Consider the following 22553-nt stretch of genomic DNA (forward strand, 5'->3'; position numbering starts at 1 on the left):
TGTGGTGTCAGGCTTGGCCCTTTCCAAACAACTTGCGCGCCTCGGCGAAGCACTTCTCGGCAATCGCCGAACGCGGTTCGGTCTTGCGCATCACCAGCCCCAGCGGTGCCAGTACACTGGCATCCGGCAATTGCATGAACGACAGGTGTTCGATCGGCTCTTCCAGCCCGCTGTCCAGCGGCATGATCGAGCAACAGAAGCCCTGATGAATGGCCTGCAACAGCTGATAGGTCGAATCGCTTTCCAGGATCGGCTGCGGATTGAGGCCGCGACTGCGGAAACTCAGGTCGATGGATTTGCGGTAATGCATGCCGGTGGTGATCATCCCCAACGGCAGTTCGGCGGCGTCTTCCCAGCTGATGTCCGAGCCTTCGAAATGGAAGTGACGGTTGTCGTAAAGCAGCCCGACGCGGGTTTCGCCAATCTCGAAAAAATCGAAATAGTTGTGGTTGACGTGGTCGAGGTAGCACACGCCCAGGTCCAGTTGATTGTTGCCAAGCTCGGCGATGATCTCGTCGGAACTCCCCGACGACAGACTGAATTTCAGCTCGGGATACGTGCCGGACAAGCTCTGGATGTAATTGATCGGGTTGAAGTTGCTCAACGGCACCAGGCCCAGGCGCAGGCTGCCGACCAGTTGCCCGCGGCACGCTGCGGCTTCGGCAAACAGGCCGTCATGCGCGGCCAGCAGCGTGCGGGCCCAGGCCAGCACTCGTTCGCCGGCCTCGGTAAACCCTTCAAAGCGCTGGCCGCGATTGACCAGCACCAGATCCAGCTCATCTTCCAGATTGCGCAGACGCATCGACAGGGTCGGCTGGGTAATGTGGCAGCGGGCGGCGGCCTGGCCGAAGTGTCGGGTTTCGTCCAGCGCGATCAGGAACTTGAGTTGTTTGATGTCCACGAAAGCACCTGCTCGTTGAAATTTGAATGGGCTGTTGACGCAGAGGCGCGCCGCGCATGGAAAACGCGAGGCGCGACAATCACATTTGCCTCGGGTCGCGTCCAATCGGAAGCGTTGAAAAGCCTATCGATCAGCTCTATCGCCCATGGTTTCAAAGGCGTTGGCCAAGGTCAACGGGAGCGATAGAGCAGATCGATAATGCGGTAGGTCAGAGTGATTAGACAGTCCTCATAGTGGCACTTAGGCTGCTCGGCAATCTGATTGACTATTGCCGGAGATTCCATGAGTGCGAAAGCGGATGCCCTGTTTGTGCCCCTGAACATTGCCGTACTGACCGTCAGCGATACTCGCGATTATGCGAGCGACACCTCCGGGCAATTGTTGGTCAGCCGTCTGCTGGAGGCCGGTCACACGTTGAGCGAACGCAATCTGCTCAAGGATGACCTGTACAAGATCCGCGCCCAGGTCGCCCACTGGATTGCCGACGACAGCGTTCAGGTGGTGCTGATTACCGGCGGCACTGGCTTCACCGGGCGCGATAGCACACCGGAAGCGGTGGCCTGTCTGCTCGACAAACAGATCGACGGGTTTGGCGAGTTGTTCCGCGCCATTTCGATTCTCGACATCGGCACGTCGACCGTGCAAAGCCGCGCGCTGGCCGGGCTGTCCAACGGCACGCTGGTGTGCTGCCTGCCAGGTTCGACCGGTGCCTGCCGCACGGCGTGGGAAGGCATTCTTGCCGAGCAACTGGACAACCGCCATCGCCCGTGCAACTTCGTGCCGCACCTCAAATCAGTGAACGCCTGCGGGCCACGCGGATGAGCAAGGCGGCGTTGATGCCGGTCGAAGACGCTCTGGATCAACTGCTCGGCATGGCCAATGAGCAACGATTGGCCGACAGCGAAATGCTGCCGCTCGACGAGGCGCGCGGGCGGGTGCTCGCCAGTGATGTGGTGGCGACGCTCGACCTGCCGCCGTGGCCGAACAGTGCCATGGACGGTTACGCGTTGAACCTGGCTGATCTGCATCGCCAGCCGTTGAAGGTGTCGCAAAAGGTTTACGCCGGCCAGGCGCCGGACGCTTTGTTGCCCGGCACCTGTGCGCGGATCTTTACCGGCGCACAGGTACCGCTGGGTGCCACTTGCGTCGAGATGCAGGAGAACGTCGAAGTGCTGGACGACGGCCGCGTGCGTTGCTTGCAGCCGCTGAAAGCGGGGCAGAACATTCGTGCGCAAGGCCAGGAAAACCGCATCGGCGACATTCTGCTGCGCGCCGGCAAACGCCTCGGGCCGTTCGAACTGGCGGTCGCCGCCGGGCAAGGGTTGGCGCAGTTGCACGTGGTGCGGCGCCCGCGCGTGGCGCTGCTGTCGACCGGTGACGAACTGGTCGAACCGGGCCAGCCACTGCGCCCCGGCAGCATCTACAACAGCAACCGCGTGTTGCTCGGTCATTGGTTGCGCGAGCTGGGCTGCGAAGTGATCGACGCCGGAATCCTCCCGGATCGCGCGGCGCAGACGCGGCTCAAGCTTGAACAACTGCAAGTGGCGGCCGACTTGATCCTGACCACGGGTGGCGTGTCTGTCGGTGATGCCGATTGCCTCGGGCAGGTGTTGCGCGAGGACGGCAAGCCGCTGCTGTGGAAACTGGCGATCAAACCGGGCAAGCCGCTGACCGTGGGGCATTTCGGCAGCGTGCCCGTGATCGGTCTGCCGGGCAATCCGACCTCGGCGCTGGTGACCTTCGGCCTGCTGGCGCGGCCATATCTGCTGCGCATTCAGGGCGTGGAAGAGGTCATGCCGTTGAGCTTTACGGTGAATGCCGGGTTCGACTGGAGCAAGGCCGGCAGCCGTCGAGAGTACCTGCGGGTGCGGTTGGAAGCGGGAAATGCAGTGCTGTACCCGAATCAAAGCTCCGGCGTTTTGCTCGGTGCGACCTGGGCCGATGGGCTGGTGGAAGTGCCGGAACATAGCACCCACCGCATCGGCAATCCGCTGCGCTTCATTCCCTTCAGCGAACTCTTTTAAAGCGAAGGCTGCGATCTTTTTTGTAAGGCTTATGAAGACGTATCAACACTATCAAAATCTGTGGGAGCTGGCTTGCCAGCGATGAGACCGTGTCAGCCAACATCAGAGTGACTGACCCGCCGCCATCGCTGGCAAGCCAGCTCCCACAGGGTTTTGAGGTGTCTGGAAAACGAAGGATCAGCTCAGCACATAGTCCACCGGCAACAACATCGGTGGCAGGTCGGTCTCACCCAGTTCGCTGAGAATATCGCGCTCGATGGTGCGCACCAGCGAGTCGGTCGCCAGGTCGTTTTCGTCGCGACCGAACGGGTCTTCCAGCTCATCGGCAATCGCGTCCAGACCAAAAAATGTGTAGCTGACAATCGCGGTAAACAGCGGCGTCAGCCAGCCCAGCGGTTCGGCCATGGCGAACGGCAACAGGATGCAGAACAGATAGATGGTGCGGTGCAGCAGCAGGGTGTAGGGGAAGGGCAGCGGGGTATTCTTGATCCGTTCGCACACCGCTTGCGCCTGCGTCAGGCTGGTCAGGTGATTGGCCAGCAGCATGTAGCGCCACTCGCTCAGTTCGCCGCTCTGGTGCAGGTCGGAGCACTGTTGGCCGACCCGCTGCAGAATGCGCCCGCTGTAGTCCGGCACCTGTGCATCGTGCGGCGGGGTGATCCACGCACGGCTGGCCGCCGCTTCGCTTTCCCGGCGCAACCGCGCATTCAGCGAGTGGGCAAAACCGCAGAGGTTGAGCAGCAACGGCTTGCGTTGCACCGATTCGCGGATGACCTGGGTTTCGCGGATCACCGAACGAATGTGCACCAGCACATCGCCCCAGGCCTTGCGCGCTTCATACCAACGGTCGTAGCAGGCGTTGTTGCGAAAACTCATGAAAATCGACAGCGACAGCCCGAGCAAGGTGAACGGCGTGGCGTTGACCTTGGTGAAGTTGCTCGGGTGGAGCATTTCCATCAGCACGATGGCCGAGGCCAGCAAGGTGACCATCAGCGTGCGCAGGGCGATGCGTTTGGCGATCGAGCCCTTGAGGGTGAAGAGAATGGCGAACTGGTTGACCTTGGGTCTGACGATCATGCTGGGCGATCCCGGTTACGCAGGGTGAGGGCGGCTCAACCGCCGGTCATGTTCATGAAGCGCACGACCTGAACGTCGTCGTTCACTTCGAAATTGTGCCGGTACGGCTTGAGTTTCATCGCCTCGATAATGGCCTTCTCCAGCCGCTGCGGTTGCCCCGGATGAGCACGCAACACGGCTTTGAGGTCCACCGAATGCTCGTTACCCAGACACAGTAGCAAACGTCCTTCGACGGTTAGCCGCACGCGGTTGCAGGTGCCACAGAAATTGTGGCTGTGCGGCGAGATAAAGCCCAGGCGAATGTCCGGTGCTTCGGCCACGCGCCAGTAGCGCGACGGGCCTTGGGTCGACTCGGCGGAATCGATCAGGGTGTAGCGCTCGGCGATTTTCTCGCGCACCTGAGCGCTGGAGAAAAACGACTCGGCGCGACTGTGTTCGCTGATGATCCCCAGCGGCATTTCCTCGATGAAGGAGACGTCGAGCTGGCGGTCGATGGCGAAGCTCACCAGATCGTTGATCGCCTGATCGTTGTGTCCCTGCATCACCACCACGTTGAGTTTGGTTCGGGTGAAACCGGCCTTGCGCGCCGCATCGATGCCCTTGATCACCTGCGCCAGATCACCGGTGCGGGTCATTTGTTTGAAGCGCTTGGGCTCGAGGCTGTCGAGACTGATGTTCAGGCGCCTGACCCCGGCGTCGAACAGCGGCGCGGCAAGTTTGTCCAGTTGCGAGCCGTTGGTGGTCATGCACAGCTCACGCAGGCCGGGCAGGGCGGCGATCTGTTCGCACAGTTTGACGACGCCCGGACGGACCAGCGGCTCGCCACCCGTCAGGCGAATCTTGCGCGTGCCCAGCGCCACGAAGCTCTGCGCCAGTTGATAGATCTCCTCCAGCGTCAGCACTTGCTGGCGCGGCAGAAACTGCATGTCCTCGGCCATGCAATACACGCAGCGGAAGTCGCAGCGGTCGGTAACCGACATGCGCAGATAGTCGACACGGCGGTTGTAACCATCGATCAAGACACGCTCTGACATGACAGCCTTGCAGGAGTAGAGAAGCCGCATTGAGCGGAAGGAATGGAGCGCACGCAGGTTAGGGGCAACGTTGGCAAGCGTCCAATCACTATTAGTGAATGGCTGATTGATGCGCTCGATGATGAGTGGATTGTTCAGCGGGACGACGATCCGGGTTTGAACGCCCACAGTGGGCGTGCTCGTGAAGGCGTCCGTGCAGTCGCCACCGGTGTCAGAGCACACCCACTGTCAGCTGTGATCGCTGATGTTCCATCAATCAGGGTTATGGCGCGCCAAACATCGCGGTCCAGTAAATGCCGGCACTGCTCTTAGGGTCGGTCGCGTAGGCGGCGCCGAGCTCCTTGTATTGTGGGTTCATCAGGTTGGCGCAGTGGCCGGGGCTGGCGAGCCAGCCGTCGACAACTTTGCGCACGGTGTCTTGCCCGGCGGCGATGTTTTCGCCGACCAGCTGGCCACTGTAACCGGCCAGTTCGGCGCGGTCGCCCGGGGTGCGGCCGTCACGGTCCTTGTGGTCGAAGTAATTGTTGTTGGCCATGTCGCGGCTGTGATCCTGAGCGATCGTGCCCAGGCTCGCATTCCAGGCCAATGGCGCAGCGGCGGAAAAGGCCTGGCCGCCGCATTGACGTGGCTGGGCGCGGGCGGCGTTGAGCTGTTCAAGCAACTTCTGGCCTTCACTCTGCGCATCCGCGAGTTTTGCCGACAGCAGTGGACGTGCCAGCACAATGCGCCAGTCGCGATCGGCGCGGCTCACGCCGACATCGACGAACTGCGGATCCAGCACCACCTGACAGAAGCTTTCCTCAATCGCCTTCATCGCCGACGCCGCATCGCGTGGGCCGTTGAGGGTGATCGCCTGCACGTTGACCATCGGGTAACTGGCGCTGGCCATGGCCTGTTGCAGATCTACCGCGCCGGCCGCCGGCAGTCTCAGTCGTGGGTCGGCCGACAGCGGTGGCAGTTCATTGGACGCCTGGCTGCCGCAACGCTGCGGTTGGCTGCGGTAGGCATTGATCGACTCGATCAGTTGCGACTCGTCGGCAGCCATGGCCGAGGCGGCCACGGCCAGCCCAAAGGACAGCGCGGCAAAGCGCAAAACGGATGGCATGAAACGCATGGAAATCTCCTTGAGCGGAATCCGCTCATGATGCGCGAAAGGCCCCCGGTCCGTGCAATGTCTTTTTTCTTCATTGAGCCGGTTTTTCTGCGGAACGTTACGCCGGCCTTTGCCGTCTACACTCTCCGAAGGCCCCGGGAACCGGGCGGCTCCCCCACGAAACACCTTGCCCGGAACGGGCGTTGCCGGAAGAACTGACATGGGATTGAAATGGTTGGCTGGCTGTTTCGCAGTAACCCTGATGGCTGGTGTGGTGATGGCCACCGATCAGGCCCCGATCAAGGCCAAGGCCGAAGAAAAAGCCCAGGTGCTGGAAGAGAAAGCCGCTGACAAAGTCAGCGCGGCGCCGGCACCCAAATCCGAAGCGATCACACCGACTGAAGTACAAGCCGTGGACCCCGCCGGCACCGCGCCGCTGGACGATCCGATCACCTGCCTGGCACGCAGTATCTACTGGGAAGCCAAGGGTCGCGACACTGCGGAAATGCAGGCCGTGGCCAACGTGGTGATGAACCGCCTCGGCCATGACGGCTTCCCCGACACCGTGTGTGCTGTGGTCAAACAAGGTTCTGAAACCAAGAGCTGCCAGTTTTCCTGGTGGTGCGATGGCAAGGCCGATCAGGTCAAGGAAGACGCCGAATACACCCTGGCCAAGGACATCGCCGGCAAGGCGCTCAACCGCCAGTTGCCGGATCGCACCCGTGGCGCGTTGTACTTTCATGATCGCAACGTGCACCCGAGCTGGGCCAAGGAGTACAAAAAGACCGCCGCGGTCGGCAAATTCCTGTTCTATAAACCGGCCGGCGGCGATGCGCGTTAGACGCAGACTTCCCGCACACAATTGCGCAACCAGCGGTGCGCCGGGTCGGCGTCCATGCGCGGGTGCCAGAGCATCGACACGCTGATCGGCGGCATCCTGAAGGGCAGGGCGAAGCTGTGCAGGCCCATGCGCAGCTTGCTGGTGTGACGCTCCGGAACCGTGGCGATCAGGTCTGATTCGCGGACCAGCGTCAGCGCCGCTGAAAAGCCGCCGAATGAAGTGACGATATCCCGCGTCAGACCCGCAGCCAGCAACGCTTCGTCCACCGGGCCGCTGCTGCGCCCGCGACGTGAGATGAGAATGTGCTGGCCGCCGGCGAAGCGTTTGCTGCTGAGCTTGCCCGCACTCAACGGATGGCCCTCACGGACTACACCAATCCAGTGATCCTCAAACAGGATACGGCTGTGCAGCGCCGGGTCGGTGCTGTCATCGACCACACCGGTCTCCAGATCCACCCGGCCTTCGCGTAGAAGGGTGCTGTCCTTGTCGGCCTTCTGCACAAACCGCAGGCGCACGCCGGGTGCTTCTTCGGCGATGCGCGCGAGCAGGGCGGCGGCGAAGGTTTCAACAAAACCGTCGGTGTTGCGCAGGGTGAAGGTGCGCTGCAGCTGGCCGGGGTCGAGAATCTCGGCGGGGCGCAAAGCGGCCTCGGCTTCCTGCACCAGCGTGCTGACTCGCTCACGCAACTCCAGCGCGCGCGGGGTCGGCACCAGGCCACGTCCGGCGCGCACCAGCAACGGATCGCCGGTGGTCTCGCGCAGCCGGGCCAGCGCACGGCTCATGGCCGACGGGCTCAGCTGCAGAATTTGCGCGGCGCGGGCGACGCTGCCTTCGCGCAGCAGTACGTCAAGGGTGATCAACAGGTTAAGGTCCGGTGCGCTCATGACATGGCGTTCCATGCAGGTATCAAGTGCAAAGCATGCGTCTTGCGCCTTGCCTTGTCGAGACTCAGGCTATGCCGTCTGACCTTCACCAGGAGCGCCCGATGCCCGGATCCCCCTTGCCCCCTCAAGCCCGCTGGGCGCTGACCAGTCTGGCGCTGTCGATGTTGATGCCGTCACTGGACACCAGCATCGCCAACGCCGGATTACCCACCCTGGCCGCCGCGTTCGATGCGACGTTTCAACAGGTGCAATGGATCGTGCTGGCGTACCTGCTGGCGGTCACCACGTTGATTGTCAGCGTAGGACGTCTGGGCGATGTGTTCGGGCGGCGGCGATTGCTGTTGATCGGCATTGGCATTTTTACCAGTGGGTCGTTGTGTTGCGCACTGGCGCCGGGATTGGGCTGGTTGATTGGCGCCCGGGCCGTGCAAGGCCTGGGCGCGGCAATCATGTTCGCCTTGACCGTGGCGCTGGTGGCGGATGCGGTGCCCAAAGCGCGGGCGGGCAGTGCGATGGGCCTGCTCGCGACGATGTCGGCCACCGGCACCAGCCTCGGGCCGTCACTGGGTGGTCTGCTGATCGCGCATGTCGGCTGGCCGTCGATCTTTGTCCTCAACGTGCCCTTGGGCCTGCTCAATGCGTGGCTGGTTTATCGTTATCTGCCGGCCGATCGGCCGCTGCGGGCGGGTGTTGCGTTTGATTATCTCGGCAGCGCAGTGCTGGTATTGACGCTGGCGGCCTATGCGCTGGCGATGACGCTGGATGGATTCACCCTGGTGTTGCTGCTGTCGAGCGTAGGCGGAGCAGGGCTGTTTATTGCGGTCGAGATGAAAGCCAAAGCGCCGCTGATTCGTTTGTCTCTCTTCAACGATGTGCGGCTGAGCAGCAGCCTGGCGCTGACGTTGCTGGTGACGACGGTGATGATGACCACGCTGGTGGTCGGGCCGTTTTACCTGAGCCGGGGCCTGGGACTGGGCAGCACCGTGGTCGGCCTGGCATTGTCGGTCGGGCCGCTGCTGGCGGCGTGCGGCGGGGTGCCGGCGGGGCGTCTGGTGGATCGCTTCGGTGCGCGGCGGGTGGTGCCGGGGGCGTTGTTCGGGTTGGCCGGTGGTTGCAGTTTGTTGGCGTTGTTGCCGATGAGTCTCGGTCTGGCGGGGTATCTGTTGCCGATGGCGGTGATTGCCAGCAGTTACGCGTTGTTTCAGGCGGCGAACAATACCGGGTTGATGGCGACGGTCAGTCAGGATCAGCGCGGCGTAGTGTCGGCTTTGCTCGGGCTGTCGCGCAATCTGGGACTGATCACCGGCGCGGCGGTCATGGGCGCGGTGTTTGCCTTCGCTACAGGCAACCCGACGCAAGCCCCGGCCGAAGTCATCGGCAGCGGCTTGCACAGTACGTTCGGGGTTGCGGCGGCGCTGATGGTCATGGCCCTGATCGTCAGCTGGCGTGGGTACTCAAGATACTCGCCACCTGTTGCGGCTGGCAGTTGAGGTACGGCGAGGACTTCAGCCAGCGCTGATCCGGGTACCAGGAGAACATGAACTGGCCGTCCTTGAGTTTGTCGATCACCTGCCTTGCCACTTGCGGACGCACCGCCGGGCAACCCTGGCTGCGTCCGATTCGGCCTTGACGCTTGCTCCACAGCGGATTCACGTAGTCGGCGGCGTGGATCACGATGGCGCGGTCGCGGGCCAGATCATTGAAGCCCGGCTCCAGACCGTCCATGCGCAGCGAATAACCATGGGTTCCCTCGTAACTTTCCTGGGTGCGGAACAGCCCGAGGCTGGACTGGTAACTGCCTTCGCGATTGGAGAACTGAGTGGCGAAGTTTTCCCCGGAATTCGAACCATGGGCGACCAGGTCGCGCAGCACCAGTTTCTGTCTGCTCAGGTCGAAGATCCACAGTCGGCGGGCGGTGGAGGGTTGCGAGTAATCGATGATCGCCAGATGGCGTGAGGGTCGCGCGCCATTGTTGACCGCGCATTGCATGGCGTTCAAGGCGCCTTTGAGCGCTTGGGGATTGAGTTCCGGCGCGGCGTGCGCGAGGCTGGTGAAGAGAACCGGCGATGGCTTGCCGGCGGCGAAAGCTGGGCTGCTCACGGCGACGAGGGTCGCGCTGGTCAGCAGAAGTCGGCGCAAAAACGTCAACATTTATACAGTGTCCTCACTGGCTACTTATTTGGCACTTTGGCTCCTGACTCCCAGTCATACCCGACAGACCCCTGTTTCGAGCCTGACTGTTCAGCGCACCTGATGTAAGGTTGACCGTCAATGAGACGGCCACGGATTGGAGTAAAGCAGTTGTTCAAAAAGTACGCATGCTACTTGAGCATTTGTTTGCTCGCTGCGCCGTTTGTCGCTTGTGCCGATGAACCCTTGCCGCCGTTGCAGACCCTGCCGACGCCGCCGGCGCAAATGCCGGTCGAACCACAAAGTCCGCTGCAAGCGGTGCTGATCGGTTTGCCTCAGGCATGCCCGGCGATTGCCGCACAGTTGAGTGGTCCGGCGCTGGCGCAACTGCAAGCGTTCTACCAGCAGCAGGACTGGCTGCCGGTGTGGGCCAGTGAGTCCGGGCGTTTGCCAGCGTTGCGCGCGCAGTTGCAGCTGTTGGCCGACGATGGCCTCAATCCCAAGCGCTATCCGGTGGCCGTCAATCCGCCGCAGGACGGCGAGTTGTGCGCCGATATCGACATCAGCCGCTTTTATCTGCAAGCGCTGCAAGACCTGCATTTCGGGCGTCTGTTGCAGTCGCATTTCGAGCCGCTGTGGCATGCCGATGACACCCCGCGTGATCGTCAGGCTGAATTGCTGTCGATCGCCGTACCCGGCCTGCACGACATCAAAGCCGCGTTCGATCTGGCGCGTCCGCGTCTGGCGCAGTATCAAAGCCTGCGTCATCTCTACGCCAGCCAACGGCTGCAGGCCTTGCCGCACTGGCAGTCGGTGGGCAACGGCCCGCTGCTGCGCCCGGCGATGGAGGACAAGCGCGTGCCGGAACTGGCCCAGCGCCTGTTCAACGAAGGCTATCTGACTCACGTCACCGGCACGCCCGGCAATGCCTATGAAGGCGTGCTGGTGGAAGCGGTGAAGAGCTTTCAGGCCAACCATTCGTTGCAGGCCGACGGGGTGGTCGGGCCGGGAACGATTGCCGAACTCAACATCAGTCCGCTGACGCGCCGCGAGCAGTTGCGGGTCAACCTCGAGCGTTTCCGCTGGCTGGCGCAGGACATGGAGCCCGACGGTTTGCTGGTCAACGTCGCCGCCGCCGAATTGACCCTGTATCAGGGCGGTGTGCCGGTCTGGCAGACCCGCACTCAGGTCGGTCGTGCCGAACGTCAGACCCCGCTGCTCAAATCCCGGGTTACGCGCCTGACCCTGAACCCGACCTGGACCGTGCCGCCGACCATCTGGAAAGAAGACAAACTGCCGGCGATCCGCAAGGATCAGACCTTCCTCAGCCGGCAGAACCTGCAAGTCCTCGACGCCCATGGCCAGCCGTTGGCCGCGGCGGATATCGACTGGGACAACCCCGGCAACATCATGCTGCGCCAGGAGGCCGGGCCACGGAATCCGCTGGGGCAACTGGTGATCCGCTTCCCCAATCCGTTCGCCGTGTACCTGCACGATACGCCGAGCAAGGCCCTGTTCGACAAAGGCCCGCGCGCCTTCAGCTCGGGCTGTGTGCGGGTCGAGCACCCGATGCAACTGCGTGACCTGCTGTTGACCCCGGCGGAACGTACGCGTACCGACACGTTGCTCGCCACCGGCAGCACCCACGAATTCCGCCTGTCGGCCCCGGTGCCGATCCTGATGACCTACTGGACGGCGCAGGTCGGCAAGGATGGGCAAGTGCGTTATGCGCCGGATATCTACAGCCGCGACAGTGCGCTGCTCGCCGGCCTCGACGGGGCACACTGACCGCCCCCCTGTAGGAGCTGCCGAAGGCTGCGATCTTTTGATGTTGATCTTGCCCCTCAAAATCAAAGTCAAAAGATCGCAGCCTGCGGCAGCTCCTACAGGGTTGTGTGATTCCGCGGGCTGCGATCTTTTGATGTTGATCTTGCCCTCAAAATCAAAGTCAAAAGATCGCAGCCTGCGGCAGCTCCTACAGGGTTTGTGTGATTCCGCAAGCTTGCGCAGCGTCTAGCCCCAGTGTCCCCGCAATCCCATGGGGCGAGACTTCGGAACCCGGCATGCAAGCGCTGTTGAACGAGATTCTTGACGCTGTCCGGCCCCTGATCGGGCAGGGCAAAGTGGCTGACTACATTCCCGCCCTCGGCACTGTGCCGGCCAATCAACTGGGCATCGCCGTGTACGGCAACGACGGCGAAATGTATTGCGCCGGCGATGCCGAGACGCCGTTCTCGGTGCAGAGTATTTCCAAGGTGTTCAGCCTGGTGCAGGCCATCGAGCATTCCGGCGAGGCGATTTGGGAGCGTCTGGGTCACGAGCCGTCCGGCCAGCCGTTCAACTCGCTGGTGCAGCTGGAGTTCGAACGCGGGCGTCCGCGCAATCCGTTCATCAACGCCGGGGCGCTGGTGATCTGCGACATCAACCAGTCGCGATTCGCCGCGCCGGCCCTGTCGATGCGTGACTTCGTACGGCGCCTGTCGGGCAATCCACAGGTGATCGTCGACGGCAAGGTCGCCGAATCCGAGTACCAGCACCGCGCCCGCAACGCGGCCATGGCGTACCTGATGCAATCGTTCGGCAACTTCCACAACGACGTCGAAGCGGTGCTGCGCAGCTATTTCAGCCACTGCGCGTTGCGCATGAACTGTATCGACCTGGCGCGGGCGTTCTGCTTCCTCGCCAACGACGGTTTTTGCAAACACAGCGGCGAACAGATCCTCACCCGTCGCCAGACTCAGCAGGTCAACTCGATCATGGCCACCAGCGGTTTGTACGACGAGGCCGGCAATTTCGCCTATCGCGTCGGCCTGCCGGGCAAGAGCGGGGTCGGCGGCGGGATTGTCGCGGTGGTGCCGGGGCAATTCAGCGTGTGCGTGTGGTCGCCGGAACTCAATGCTGCCGGCAACTCGCTGGCGGGGATGGCGGCGCTGGAGATGCTCAGCTCGCGGATTGGCTGGTCAGTCTTCTGACCCGATCTTTCAAACACTGCAAAACCCTGTGGGAGCTGGCTTGCCAGCGATAGCGGTGGTTCAGCAACGTCAATGCCGGGCTTGCCGGCCTCATCGCTGGCAAGCCAGCTCCCACAGGTTTGCTGGTGTTTGCAGAAGGTGTGTTTCAGCGCAGAATCCGCTACATTTTCCGGCCGCCCCTCATATGGTGAATCCGCTTCATGTCTCTTGCGCTCGAACGTCTAGTCGCCGGCACGCCGATCCCTTTCGCTGGTAACCGCGTGACCGTGGTCAGCCCCGAACTGGCGGCGCGGTTTCAGCCCGGTGACCACCTTTTGGTCGAGCAGGTGAGTGGCGAGCTGTTGCTGATTCCGGTGGTCGATCAACAGGCCGCTGCGGTGGCCATCGAACGCGCTGAAGCGGCTTTCACTGCCTTGTCGGCGGTGACCGATCAAGCCATCAGTCGTTTCTTCGATCTGTTCGCCCAACGTCTGGAAACCCCGGAATGCTGGAGCCTGATCGAAGCGGCGAACCTGGCCGACATCGAACGCGCCAAGGCCCGTGGTCGCTCCACCACCCGGCTGCTCGCCGACGAGCGCATGCGCCGTGACATGATCGCCGGTCTGCGCGCCTGGCGTGATGCGCCGGCCACGCGCGGCAAGGTCATCAGCAGCGTCGAACACGACGGCTGGAAAGTCGAACAAGTGGTGTCGCCGCTGGGCATTGTGGCATTCGTGTTTGAAGGACGGCCGAACGTGTTCGCCGATGCCGCCGGCGTACTGCGCACCGGCAACACCGCGGTGCTGCGCATCGGCAGCGATGCATTGGGCACTGCGCAAGCGATCGTCACTCACGCGCTGAACCCGGCGCTGGCCGATGCCGGTCTGCCGGCGGGGGCGGTGTCGCTGGTGGAAAGCGTCAATCACGCCGCCGGTTGGGCGATGTTCGCCGACCGGCGTCTGTCGCTGGCGGTGGCCCGGGGTTCGGGCCGCGCGGTCAGCCAATTGGGCAGCATCGCCCAGCAGGCGGGCACGGCGGTCAGCCTGCATGGCACTGGCGGCGCATGGCTGATTGCCGATCGTGATGCCGATGCCACACGCTTCGCCGCCGTGGTGCGCAACTCGCTGGATCGCAAGGTCTGCAACACGCTGAACGTTTGCCTGATTCAACGCGAGCGTGTCGCCGAACTGCTGCCGTTGTTCCTCGATGCGCTCAAACAAGCGGGCACAGCACGCGGGCAGGACTGCAAACTGCACATCGTCGCCGGCAGTGAAAGCTACCTGCCGGCCGAGTGGCAGAACGCAACGGTCGAGGTCTATCGCGCCGAGGGGTATCAGACCGAGGCCTTGGCCGAAGCGCTGACGGAGTCCGATTTGGGTCGCGAGTGGGAATGGGAAGAAACCCCGGAAGTCAGTCTGATGATCGTCGATGATCTGGATCAGGCGATCGCGCTGTTCAACCGCTACAGCCCGCAGTTCACGGTGTCGCTGATCAGCGAGGATGCGGCGGCCCAGGAGCGTTTCTACAACGCGGTGAACGCGCCGTTTGTGGGCAACGGGATTACCCGTTGGGTCGATGGGCAGTACGCGTTGAACAAGCCGGAGCTCGGGCTTTCGAACTGGGAGAGCGGTCGCCTGTTTGCGCGCAGTGCGATTCTTTCGGGGGATGGGGTGTTTACGGTGCGTAGTCGTATGACTCAGGTTGATCTCAGCGTAAAACGCTGAAAACGCCTTATCCCGATTGATGCACACCGGCCCTGTGGTGAGGGGATTTATCCCCGATGGGGCGCGAAGCGGCCCCAAGAGATAGGGCCTGCTGCGCAGTCCATCGGGGATAAATCCCCTCGCCACAAGTTCCTCTTCACCTCAGCGGATTTGTATCAGGCGGCTGCGCTGGCGTTTGCCTGAATGGCACACGTCGCCGGTTGCTCAGCCAGCGGCACAAACGTACGGCGATCCGCCGCCAGCGCATCGATTGACCCGGTCTCGATGTCATAGACCCAGCCATGCAGGTTCAGCAGGCCTTTCTCCTGGGCCAGGCGCACGCTCGGGTGGGTCTGAATGTTCGCCAGTTGCGCGATCACATTTTCCCGCACCATCGCACTCAATTTCGCCGCGTCATTGGCATGCGGTCGTGCCTCGTTCACCACTTTCGCCGACTCGGCATGTTGCAGCCAGCCGCTGACGGCGGGCAGGTGATCCATGCATTTGCACTGGGCAATCGCGGTCATCGCGCCGCAATCGGAGTGACCGCAGATCACGATGTCAGTCACCCCAAGCACCGCCACCGCGTATTCCACCGTTGCCGAAACCCCGCCCGGATGCGGGCTGTAGGACGGCACGATATTGCCTGCGTTACGGATCACGAACAGCTCGCCGGGTTCTTGCTGGGTCAGCAGTTCCGGCACCACCCGGCTATCGGAACAGGTGATGAACAAGGTCCCGGGTTGTTGAGTGGTCGCCAAGTGTTTGAACAGTTCGGTGCGTTGCGGAAACGCCTCGTTCTGGAACTTCAGGAAGCCTTCGATCAGGTTTTTCATGGTGTTGTCCTCTCAGTTCGAACAGCCGGTGCCGAATTCGCTGTATTGAAGAATGTGTTTTGCGCCGTGGCTGTCGAGGTAGGTCATCTCGACCGGTACAACGCCGCAGACGTCGGCGACCGGGGTGATGCTCACGACTTCAGCAATATCCAGCGCCATGCCGTAGCGGTAGGCAATGGCCTCTTCATCAGCCTGGGCCTGGGCGGCGAGGCCGGCGAGCAGGGCCAGGGTCAACAGAATTTTGTGCATGGGGCAGCCTCCAGGCAGATGGGGTGACGACTTGGCAATTGAGATTTGGATGGGCCCGCACCTCAGGTGCGGGCCGGGTGGATCAGAACGGACGCAGCGGCAGGAACTTGCCGTCGAGGGTGACCACGGCGCGGGAGCCGCCTTCCGGGTCTTCGACTTTCTTGATGTCGAGCTTGAAGTTGATGGCGCTGATGATGCCGTCGCCGAACTGCTCGTGGACCAAGGCTTTGAGGGTGGTGCCGTAGATCTGGATCATCTCGTGGAAGCGGTAGATGGTCGGGTCGGTCGGCACGCCGCTGAGGCTGCCGCGCAACGGGATGATTTGCAGGGCGGCAACGGCGTCGGCGTCCAGTTCAAGCTTGGCGCCGACCACTTGCGCGGCGTCTTGCGGCAAAGGGTGCTGGCCGAGCAGGGCCGCGGTGACGTAGGCCAGGCTCAGGCCGGTGTCGTCGGCCAGATCCTGCCACGACAGATTTTTGCGGGCCTTGATGTCGAGAATGCGGGTGGTCAGGGCCAGGCTGGCATCGTTGTAAGCGTGGGACTGTTGCATGGTGTCACTCCTTTCAAGGTTGGCTTGCTGTGTGGGAGCCATCTTCTGCCGGTTGATCCATAGCGTCCAAGACCGATATACAATGCTTCGCATAAGTCCTGCCTATAGATGGTGAGCCCGATGCTGTTGCGACATTTGCGTTATCTGCTGGCCGTGGCCGACCACGGCGGATTCACCCGGGCGGCGGAGGCGTTGCACGTGTCGCAGCCGACCCTGTCGCAACAGATCCGCCAACTTGAGGAAACTCTGGGGGTGGCCCTGTTCGATCGCACTTCGCGCACGGTCAAGGCCACCGATGCCGGCGAGGCTTACATTGAGTGCGCGCGGCGGGTGCTGGTGGAGCTGGAGGCGGGCAAGCGGGCGTTGCATGACGTGAAGGATCTGTCCCGTGGCAACCTGCGCCTGGCCATGACCCCGACCTTCATGGCGTATCTGGTCGGGCCGTTGGTGCGTGATTTCGCGGCGCGCTACCCGGGTATCCATCTGCAGATTTTCGAGCTGTCGATGGACGATATCGAAGCGGGACTGGCGGACGATTCGCTGGACATCGCGATTGCCTTTACCCCGGTGCGCCACCCCGATCTCGAGTGCATTCCGGCGTTTACCGAAACCCTGGGGGTCATGGTCGGGCGTGAACATCCGCTGTACGACAGCAGCGGGGTACTGACGTCGAGTGACCTTGCACAGCTGGATTTCGCCTTGCTGGCACCGGACTTCATTACCCGGTTATCAATCGATGAATATTTTCGTCAGTTGGGGATCACGCCGCAGGTGCGCATCGAAGTGAACTCGGTGAGCACGTTGCTGGAGGTGGTGCGACATGCGTCGATGGCGACGATGTTGCCCGAGGCGATTGCTACCGAGGATCGGGCGTTGCGCAGGCTGCCAATCGAGAACGAAGCGCCGCAGCGTGGGGCGGCGTTGTTGCGCCGGCGCAATAATTATCACAGCGCGGCAGCGCTGGCGTTCATGAACCTGGTACTGGAACTCAATATCCCCCTGTAGGAGCTGCCGAAGGCTGCGATCTTTTGATCTTGATCTTAAAAAACAAAATCAAAAGATCGCAGCCTTCGGCAGCTCCTACAGGGCAGTTTTAGGGAGCAATAAAAAGGACCTGCTTCTTTTGGAAGCAGGCCCTTTTTATTTATTGAAGTTGTAACTCAGCAAAACCGGTCAATCACCCGAACTTCATTCTTGTTCTGCATCGAATCCCACGCCTGTTTCAGCGTCTGCAGCACATTGCCGATGAAGTCTTTATCGGCCGCAGCTTTCTTGCCGACATAACCATGGCCACGGCGGTACATCTTCAGGCGGGCCAGCAGGTTCTGGTTGCTGCGGTCGAATTCTTCTTCACCAGCGTGGGGCGACAGGCAGTCGATATGCACCTGACCCGACTTGCTGATCCAGAGAATGTGGCTGTCGTGGCTGTCTTTTTGCGCCGCGAACATACGAGCCAGTTCTTCGATAGTAGGTTGATTGTTCAGATTCATGATGTTTGCCCCTTGACCAGTCTGGTGATCTTTCAAAGTTGATTCGCTAATACAGGTAGCCCATCGGTTAGTTGATCCCTGGCACCGAAACCAGGACGTCAGCGGTCGCCCGTGAGAAGTACGGGGTCATGCGTCTGTTGCATGTAGTCGTGTTGAATAACTGCTACGCAATAGCGTCACAACGAGGAGAAGCAGCGAAAACCGGGAGGCTCCTTGACGACGTTTTCAGGGTCGACCACAAGCGTCTTGAGAATTTTCGCCAGCGCTTCTCGTCCTTGTACTGGACGTTCAGGCCAGGTCAGCTTCTTCAATCTGCCTTGTGGGCAGCGTGTATCCGGAAAAAACAACTCGGCGGTCAGACGAGTTTGCTCAAGCGTGTTACCGATGTTCCCGATCGGGGAACGTCTTCATCATGCAAAAGCAAAACGACGCCGTCAACGGTTTTGTAGTGATTATTTTTGATCACTACATATTGTCGGACAAAGCTGTTTTGGAATGAGAAAAGTTCCGTTCAGGCAACGGACGCGGGGCTGTGAAAGACGTAGAAGGTACAGGGATAACCGTCGACCGAGCGCTGCTGGCGGACGAACTCACCACCGCTCAATTTGGGGATCAACCTGGCCCAGAAGTGCCGTGCAGGCAGGTTGGCGTCGATATGGAAAATCTGCCACTGACCGGGCAAACGGCTCAAGAGGGCAGAGACGACAAACTGCGCGACGCCTCGGCCACGGAAGCGTCGGGTGAGGAAGAGGTAGCTGATGTTGTATTCGGCGCCGTCGATGCGGGTGTCATTGTCGACGATCACGAACCCGGCCAATTCGCCGTCGATGCGGATCAGGAAAGGTTGGGTGGCTGGATTTCGCCAGTAGTCGTCTTTCGGCTGAATACTGAAGAGGCCATGTTCGCCGAGTTTCAGTGGTAGCCATTGGCTGAAGTCGTACATGTAGAACTGCATGAGGTTTTCGATGGCTTGCAGTTCGTCGCGGTGGGCGGGGTGCAGTTCGATGGTGGGCATCGGGGAGCCTCCTGAAGATTGCGGCTTCAGTATTGTCGACTCATACCTTGTGGTGAGGGGATAAATCCCCTCACCACAGAATTCCTCACCACAGGACCGATCATTACTTCGCTGTGCGTTTGGCTGCGCTGGCAGTTTTGCTTCGGGTCGATTTACGCTTTTTCTTCCACGGCGCGGCAGCCTTGCCGGCCGGTGGCGGGCCGCTGATGGTCAGGCTCAGCGCAGAACAGCGGGTGACCTGCTTGCTCATCCACGCCGCCTGTTTGGTGACGAACTCTTCCAGACTCATCTCGCCGTTCTGCACCATGTCCAGTGCTTGCTCCCAGATGGCGGTGGTGCCGGGATCGGCAATCGCCCGGGGCACGGCGTCGATCAGGCTGAAGGCCGCCGGGGTCGCGGCCAGCGCCTTGCCGTTCTTCACCAGATAACCTCGATCCAGCAGACCCTGAATGATCGAAGCGCGGGTCGCTTCGGTACCGATGCCGGTGGTGTCCTTGAGTTTCTGTTTGAGCAGCGGATCTTCCACCAGTCTGGCGACGTTCTTCATCGCCTTGATCAGATCGCCCTCGGTGTAGGGCTTCGGCGGCTGCGTCCAGAGATCCTTGAGGTTCACGCCGGCCACGGCGCAATCGATACCCTGGCTTAGCGCCGGAAGCGTTTGCGGCACTGGCGCTTCACGGCCCTTGGCCGGGGCGAGGGCTTCAGGCAGGGCACGTTTCCAGCCCGGTTCGATGATCTGCTTGCCGACGGCACGCAACGCTTCCCCGGCGCAATCGAAGTCGGCCTGGGTGCGATCGTATTCATGGTTGGGCAGGAATTGCGCCAGATAACGCGCGCGAATCAGGGTATAGACCGCCCGGTGTTTGCCGCTCAGGCGTTCGAGATTTTTTGCCGCGGCCGTGGGGATGATGCCGTGGTGGGCGCTGACCTTGGCGTCGTTCCACGCTCGGGAGCGGCGCTGCGGGTCGAGGTGACCGTTCAGCGCGTCAAGGCTCGGGTCGGCCTGACGCAGTGCCGCAAGTATCCCCGGTGCTTCGCTGTGTTGGCTCAGCGGCAGAAAGCCGCAATCGCTGCGCGGGTAGGTGATGACCTTGTAGGTTTCGTAGAGCGCCTGGGAGATGTCGAGGGTTTCCTGGGCGCCAAGACCGAGTTTCTTCGAACAGACTTCTTGCAGGGTGCCCAGATCGAACGGCAGCGGTGCCACTTCACGCATGCGTTCGGTGCGCAGTTTCACCACCCGCGCACTGGCTGCGCTGTTCAGAGCGGCGGCTGCCTGCTGGGCCAGTGCCTGATTCAGGCAGCGATCCTGATCGTCGCAAACGTCGCTGGGCGCACGCCATTGCGCAGTGAACCGCGTGCCGTCGTGCAGCAGTTGCACATCGATCGCCCAATACGGCACCGGGACGAAATCGGCGATGCTGCGGTCGCGATCCACCACCAGTCGCAACGTCGGCGTTTGTACCCGACCGACCGGCAGCACGCCCTGATAGCCGGACTGCCGGCCCAATAAGGTGAACAGGCGGCTCATGTTCATGCCGATCAGCCAGTCCGCCCGCGAGCGCCCCAGCGCCGAGTGATACAGGCTGAAGGTGTCCGCCCCCGGTTTCAGCGCGGCCAAGGCCTTGCGGATCGACGCTTCATCCAGCGCCGACAGCCACAAGCGGCGGATCGGCCCACGATAGCGGCAGTGCTCGACCAGTTCCCGGGCGATCATTTCGCCCTCACGGTCGGCGTCGGTGGCGATGATCAGTTCGCTGGCCTCGCCGAGCAGGCGCTTGACCGCTTTGTACTGGCTGGCGGTGCGCGGCTTGACGGTCATTTTCCACTTGTCCGGGATGATCGGCAGATCCGCCAGTACCCAGCGTTTGTAGCGCGCGTCGTAGGCATCCGGCGGTGCGGTTTCCAGCAGATGGCCGATGCACCAGGTCACTGTGACGTCCGTTCCCAGCCAGCAGCCGTCGCCGCGACGCCTGGCGCCGAGCACGGCCGCAATGTCTTTGGCCTGGGAAGGTTTTTCACAGAGGTACAGCCGCATAACCACCGTCGTCGATCAGTTCACTGGAGGTGCACAGGATGGCCGCAGTTGGCGTCGGGGGCAACTTTTATCTGTATGGATATACAGATCAAAACGTTGCCGGGAATGACCGGTATTACCGGGACGTCGCGCACCACTATCGAGAAATCGAATGGTGCCGTGCTTGCCGGGCATGTCAGGTTCGTCGGGCCTTCAAGAAACGCGAGAGACAGGACGATTTCGTCAGTAGATCGCCAACGTCCGAACGCACTGACTATTCTGAAACAAGGAAGTCCCACCATGGCTCAAGCCAAATCGAAAACCAGCAGCGCCTATGACGAAGTGAACGCCTTCAGCCACCTGTACGACCGTGGCGTCGGCCTGGTGAACGGCAAACCGTCGTTCACTGCCGACCAGGCGGCCGACGAAATCCTGCGCAAAAACCTGTCGTGGCACGACAAGAACGGCGACGGCAAAATCTCCCTGACCTACACCTTCCTGACCGAGAAACCGGCGAACTACAACCCCAACCTCGGCAATTTCAGCCAGTTCAGCGCTCAACAAAAGGCTCAGGCCGTGCTGTCGATGCAATCCTGGGCCGACGTGGCCAAGGTGACCTTCACCGAGGGTAAAGGCGGCGACGGCCACATGACCTTCGGCAACTACGACGTCAGCACTGGCGGTGCGGCGTTCGCTTACCTGCCGAGCGGTGGCAGCTACGATGGCCAGTCGTGGTACCTGATCAACAACCAGTATCAGGTCAACAAGACCCCGGACACCAACAACTACGGACGTCAGACCCTGACCCACGAAATCGGCCATACCCTCGGCCTGTCGCACCCGGGCGCCTATAACGCCGGCAACGGCAACCCGACCTACAACGACGCCAAATACGCCGAAGACACCCGTGGCTACAGCCTGATGAGCTACTGGAGCGAAGCCAACACCGACCAGAACTTCAGCAAGGACGGCAGCGGCGCCTACGCCTCGGCACCGCTGCTGGACGATATCGTCGCCGTGCAAAAACTCTACGGCGCCAACTATGAGACTCGCGCCGATAACACCACCTACGGTTTCGGCTCCAATACCGGGCGCGATTACTACAGCGCCACCTCGGCGTCGTCGAAGCTGGTGTTCTCGGTGTGGGACGGTGGCGGCGATGACACGCTGAACTTCTCCGGCTTCACCCAGAACCAGAAAATCAACCTCAATGAAGGCTCGTTCTCCGATGTCGGCGGGCTGGTCGGTAACGTGTCGATCGCCTATGGCGTGACCGTGGAAAACGCCGTTGGCGGTTCCGGCAATGACCTGCTGATCGGTAACTCGGCCGTCAACCATCTGTTCGGCGGAGCCGGCAACGACATCCTTTACGGCGGTGGCGGTGCGGATGTGCTGTGGGGCGGCGAGGGTGCGGACACCTTTGTGTTCGGTGCGGCCAGTGACTCGACCAACAACCAGCCGGACTGGATCATGGATTTCAAAAGCGGCGTGGACAAGATCGACCTCTCGGGCATCGCCGGTTTCGCCACGGGCGCAGCCACGCTGAACTTCGTCAGCGGTTTCACCGGCCATGCGGGCGATGCAATCCTGACTTATTACGCACAGAGTGGTCAGACCGGGCTGCTGATCGATCTGACGGGGCAGGGTGAGGTGGACTTTGCCGTAGGTGTGGTGGGGCAGGCGCTGGCGACGGATATCGTGGTTTGAGCTGATCCTGACTGACACCGATTCAGGGTAACTATCGTCCTGTGGCGAGGGAGC

Annotated in this window: 21 protein-coding genes; 9 read left to right on the forward strand and 12 right to left on the reverse strand. The window is 61.7% G+C overall.

Annotated features, from left to right (window positions below; all coding sequences use genetic code 11):
- Positions 1-7: 7 nt before the first annotated feature.
- Positions 8-901: a LysR family transcriptional regulator gene (locus AB1J88_RS04075; protein ID WP_430290293.1), complete on the reverse strand. Its 894-nt coding sequence runs from the start codon at positions 899-901 to the stop codon at positions 8-10.
- Positions 902-1183: 282 nt separating this feature from the next.
- Here AB1J88_RS04075 and moaB point away from each other — a divergent pair, with 282 nt between their 5' ends.
- Both moaB and AB1J88_RS04085 read left to right on the forward strand, forming a co-directional pair.
- Positions 1184-1723, forward strand: coding sequence for a molybdenum cofactor biosynthesis protein B (moaB, locus tag AB1J88_RS04080; RefSeq protein ID WP_041073418.1), 540 nt, complete (start codon positions 1184-1186; stop codon positions 1721-1723).
- The gene (locus AB1J88_RS04085; RefSeq protein WP_430292658.1) at positions 1720-2925 is read left to right on the forward strand and encodes a molybdopterin molybdotransferase MoeA; all 1206 of its coding nucleotides are present in this window, start codon (positions 1720-1722) and stop codon (positions 2923-2925) included. The genes moaB and AB1J88_RS04085 overlap by 4 nt, the downstream gene beginning before the upstream one ends.
- 177 nt (positions 2926-3102) lie before the next feature.
- Here the strand turns inward: AB1J88_RS04085 and AB1J88_RS04090 are convergent, their stop codons facing one another.
- From AB1J88_RS04090 to AB1J88_RS04100, 3 genes are all read right to left on the reverse strand, one after another.
- Complete coding sequence (locus tag AB1J88_RS04090) at positions 3103-4002, reverse strand: bestrophin family protein (RefSeq protein ID WP_430290294.1); 900 nt, start codon at positions 4000-4002, stop codon at positions 3103-3105.
- A 35-nt stretch (positions 4003-4037) separates the two neighbouring features.
- Entirely contained in the window at positions 4038-5036 is a 999-nt protein-coding gene (gene moaA, locus AB1J88_RS04095) for a GTP 3',8-cyclase MoaA (protein WP_430290295.1), read from the reverse strand.
- A 262-nt stretch (positions 5037-5298) separates the two neighbouring features.
- Complete coding sequence (locus AB1J88_RS04100) at positions 5299-6150, reverse strand: CAP domain-containing protein (protein WP_430290296.1); 852 nt, start codon at positions 6148-6150, stop codon at positions 5299-5301.
- Between the two features lie 199 nt (positions 6151-6349).
- Here AB1J88_RS04100 and AB1J88_RS04105 point away from each other — a divergent pair, with 199 nt between their 5' ends.
- A complete protein-coding gene (locus AB1J88_RS04105) occupies positions 6350-6970 on the forward strand; it encodes a cell wall hydrolase (RefSeq protein WP_041073408.1) in 621 nt (206 codons plus the stop codon).
- Here AB1J88_RS04105 and AB1J88_RS04110 read toward each other — a convergent pair.
- Complete coding sequence (locus tag AB1J88_RS04110; RefSeq protein WP_222019019.1) at positions 6967-7854, reverse strand: LysR family transcriptional regulator; 888 nt, start codon at positions 7852-7854, stop codon at positions 6967-6969. The genes AB1J88_RS04105 and AB1J88_RS04110 overlap by 4 nt on opposite strands.
- 101 nt (positions 7855-7955) lie before the next feature.
- Here AB1J88_RS04110 and AB1J88_RS04115 point away from each other — a divergent pair, with 101 nt between their 5' ends.
- Entirely contained in the window at positions 7956-9344 is a 1389-nt protein-coding gene (locus AB1J88_RS04115) for an MFS transporter (protein ID WP_430290297.1), read from the forward strand.
- On the opposite strand, the gene AB1J88_RS04120 is transcribed toward AB1J88_RS04115, so the two are convergent.
- Complete coding sequence (locus AB1J88_RS04120) at positions 9292-10005, reverse strand: murein L,D-transpeptidase catalytic domain family protein (protein ID WP_108183047.1); 714 nt, start codon at positions 10003-10005, stop codon at positions 9292-9294. The two genes, AB1J88_RS04115 and AB1J88_RS04120, sit on opposite strands and share 53 nt — an antisense overlap.
- Positions 10006-10155: 150 nt before the next feature.
- On the opposite strand from AB1J88_RS04120, the gene AB1J88_RS04125 reads away from it, so the two are divergent.
- The 3 genes from AB1J88_RS04125 to AB1J88_RS04135 all read left to right on the forward strand — a co-directional run bounded on the left by AB1J88_RS04125 (position 10156) and on the right by AB1J88_RS04135 (position 14659).
- Positions 10156-11772: a L,D-transpeptidase family protein gene (locus AB1J88_RS04125; RefSeq protein ID WP_430290298.1), complete on the forward strand. Its 1617-nt coding sequence runs from the start codon at positions 10156-10158 to the stop codon at positions 11770-11772.
- Positions 11773-12047: 275 nt separating this feature from the next.
- Positions 12048-12956, forward strand: a complete 909-nt coding sequence (glsB, locus tag AB1J88_RS04130; protein WP_027611723.1) for a glutaminase B — start codon at positions 12048-12050, stop codon at positions 12954-12956.
- A 200-nt stretch (positions 12957-13156) separates the two neighbouring features.
- Positions 13157-14659 carry an aldehyde dehydrogenase family protein gene (locus AB1J88_RS04135; protein ID WP_430290299.1) on the forward strand — a complete coding sequence of 501 codons (1503 nt, stop codon included), beginning with the start codon at positions 13157-13159 and terminating at the stop codon, positions 14657-14659.
- Positions 14660-14814: 155 nt separating this feature from the next.
- Here AB1J88_RS04135 and AB1J88_RS04140 read toward each other — a convergent pair whose 3' ends face one another.
- The 3 genes from AB1J88_RS04140 to cynS all read right to left on the reverse strand — a co-directional run bounded on the left by AB1J88_RS04140 (position 14815) and on the right by cynS (position 16273).
- Positions 14815-15474 (reverse strand): carbonic anhydrase, encoded by a 660-nt coding sequence (locus AB1J88_RS04140; protein WP_131671300.1) that lies wholly within the window; start codon positions 15472-15474, stop codon positions 14815-14817.
- A gap of 12 nt (positions 15475-15486) precedes the next feature.
- Positions 15487-15723, reverse strand: a complete 237-nt coding sequence (locus tag AB1J88_RS04145; RefSeq protein ID WP_047293546.1) for a DUF2790 domain-containing protein — start codon at positions 15721-15723, stop codon at positions 15487-15489.
- An 82-nt stretch (positions 15724-15805) separates the two neighbouring features.
- Positions 15806-16273: a cyanase gene (cynS, locus tag AB1J88_RS04150; RefSeq protein WP_041073392.1), complete on the reverse strand. Its 468-nt coding sequence runs from the start codon at positions 16271-16273 to the stop codon at positions 15806-15808.
- Between the two features lie 120 nt (positions 16274-16393).
- Between cynS and cynR the strand changes: the two genes are divergently transcribed.
- The gene (gene cynR, locus AB1J88_RS04155; RefSeq protein ID WP_430290300.1) at positions 16394-17278 is read left to right on the forward strand and encodes a transcriptional regulator CynR; all 885 of its coding nucleotides are present in this window, start codon (positions 16394-16396) and stop codon (positions 17276-17278) included.
- A 155-nt stretch (positions 17279-17433) separates the two neighbouring features.
- On the opposite strand, the gene AB1J88_RS04160 is transcribed toward cynR, so the two are convergent.
- The 3 genes from AB1J88_RS04160 to AB1J88_RS04170 form a co-directional block, all read right to left on the reverse strand.
- Positions 17434-17763, reverse strand: a complete 330-nt coding sequence (locus AB1J88_RS04160) for a hypothetical protein (protein WP_041073389.1) — start codon at positions 17761-17763, stop codon at positions 17434-17436.
- Positions 17764-18274: 511 nt separating this feature from the next.
- Positions 18275-18778 (reverse strand): GNAT family N-acetyltransferase, encoded by a 504-nt coding sequence (locus AB1J88_RS04165; protein WP_430290301.1) that lies wholly within the window; start codon positions 18776-18778, stop codon positions 18275-18277.
- 103 nt (positions 18779-18881) lie between these two features.
- Positions 18882-20813 carry a DNA topoisomerase III gene (locus tag AB1J88_RS04170; protein ID WP_430290302.1) on the reverse strand — a complete coding sequence of 644 codons (1932 nt, stop codon included), beginning with the start codon at positions 20811-20813 and terminating at the stop codon, positions 18882-18884.
- Positions 20814-21092: 279 nt separating this feature from the next.
- Here AB1J88_RS04170 and AB1J88_RS04175 point away from each other — a divergent pair, with 279 nt between their 5' ends.
- A complete protein-coding gene (locus AB1J88_RS04175) occupies positions 21093-22499 on the forward strand; it encodes a serralysin family metalloprotease (RefSeq protein WP_430290303.1) in 1407 nt (468 codons plus the stop codon).
- Positions 22500-22553 lie beyond the last annotated feature (54 nt).

The organism is Pseudomonas sp. S8, assembly GCF_050473925.1.
GTDB classification, from domain to species: Bacteria; Pseudomonadota; Gammaproteobacteria; order Pseudomonadales; family Pseudomonadaceae; genus Aquipseudomonas; species Aquipseudomonas parakoreensis.

Coding starts and splice junctions, on each gene's coding strand:
- moaB (WP_041073418.1), top strand. CDS start 1,184: ATGAGTGCGAAAGCGGATGCCCTGTTTGTGCCCCTGAACATTGCCGTA.
- AB1J88_RS04085 (WP_430292658.1), top strand. CDS start 1,720: ATGAGCAAGGCGGCGTTGATGCCGGTCGAAGACGCTCTGGATCAACTG.
- AB1J88_RS04090 (WP_430290294.1), bottom strand. CDS start 4,002: ATGATCGTCAGACCCAAGGTCAACCAGTTCGCCATTCTCTTCACCCTC.
- moaA (WP_430290295.1), bottom strand. CDS start 5,036: ATGTCAGAGCGTGTCTTGATCGATGGTTACAACCGCCGTGTCGACTAT.
- AB1J88_RS04100 (WP_430290296.1), bottom strand. CDS start 6,150: ATGCGTTTCATGCCATCCGTTTTGCGCTTTGCCGCGCTGTCCTTTGGG.
- AB1J88_RS04105 (WP_041073408.1), top strand. CDS start 6,350: ATGGGATTGAAATGGTTGGCTGGCTGTTTCGCAGTAACCCTGATGGCT.
- AB1J88_RS04110 (WP_222019019.1), bottom strand. CDS start 7,854: ATGAGCGCACCGGACCTTAACCTGTTGATCACCCTTGACGTACTGCTG.
- AB1J88_RS04115 (WP_430290297.1), top strand. CDS start 7,956: ATGCCCGGATCCCCCTTGCCCCCTCAAGCCCGCTGGGCGCTGACCAGT.
- AB1J88_RS04120 (WP_108183047.1), bottom strand. CDS start 10,005: ATGTTGACGTTTTTGCGCCGACTTCTGCTGACCAGCGCGACCCTCGTC.
- glsB (WP_027611723.1), top strand. CDS start 12,048: ATGCAAGCGCTGTTGAACGAGATTCTTGACGCTGTCCGGCCCCTGATC.
- AB1J88_RS04135 (WP_430290299.1), top strand. CDS start 13,157: ATGTCTCTTGCGCTCGAACGTCTAGTCGCCGGCACGCCGATCCCTTTC.
- AB1J88_RS04140 (WP_131671300.1), bottom strand. CDS start 15,474: ATGAAAAACCTGATCGAAGGCTTCCTGAAGTTCCAGAACGAGGCGTTT.
- AB1J88_RS04145 (WP_047293546.1), bottom strand. CDS start 15,723: ATGCACAAAATTCTGTTGACCCTGGCCCTGCTCGCCGGCCTCGCCGCC.
- cynS (WP_041073392.1), bottom strand. CDS start 16,273: ATGCAACAGTCCCACGCTTACAACGATGCCAGCCTGGCCCTGACCACC.
- cynR (WP_430290300.1), top strand. CDS start 16,394: ATGCTGTTGCGACATTTGCGTTATCTGCTGGCCGTGGCCGACCACGGC.
- AB1J88_RS04160 (WP_041073389.1), bottom strand. CDS start 17,763: ATGAATCTGAACAATCAACCTACTATCGAAGAACTGGCTCGTATGTTC.
- AB1J88_RS04165 (WP_430290301.1), bottom strand. CDS start 18,778: ATGCCCACCATCGAACTGCACCCCGCCCACCGCGACGAACTGCAAGCC.
- AB1J88_RS04170 (WP_430290302.1), bottom strand. CDS start 20,813: ATGCGGCTGTACCTCTGTGAAAAACCTTCCCAGGCCAAAGACATTGCG.
- AB1J88_RS04175 (WP_430290303.1), top strand. CDS start 21,093: ATGGCTCAAGCCAAATCGAAAACCAGCAGCGCCTATGACGAAGTGAAC.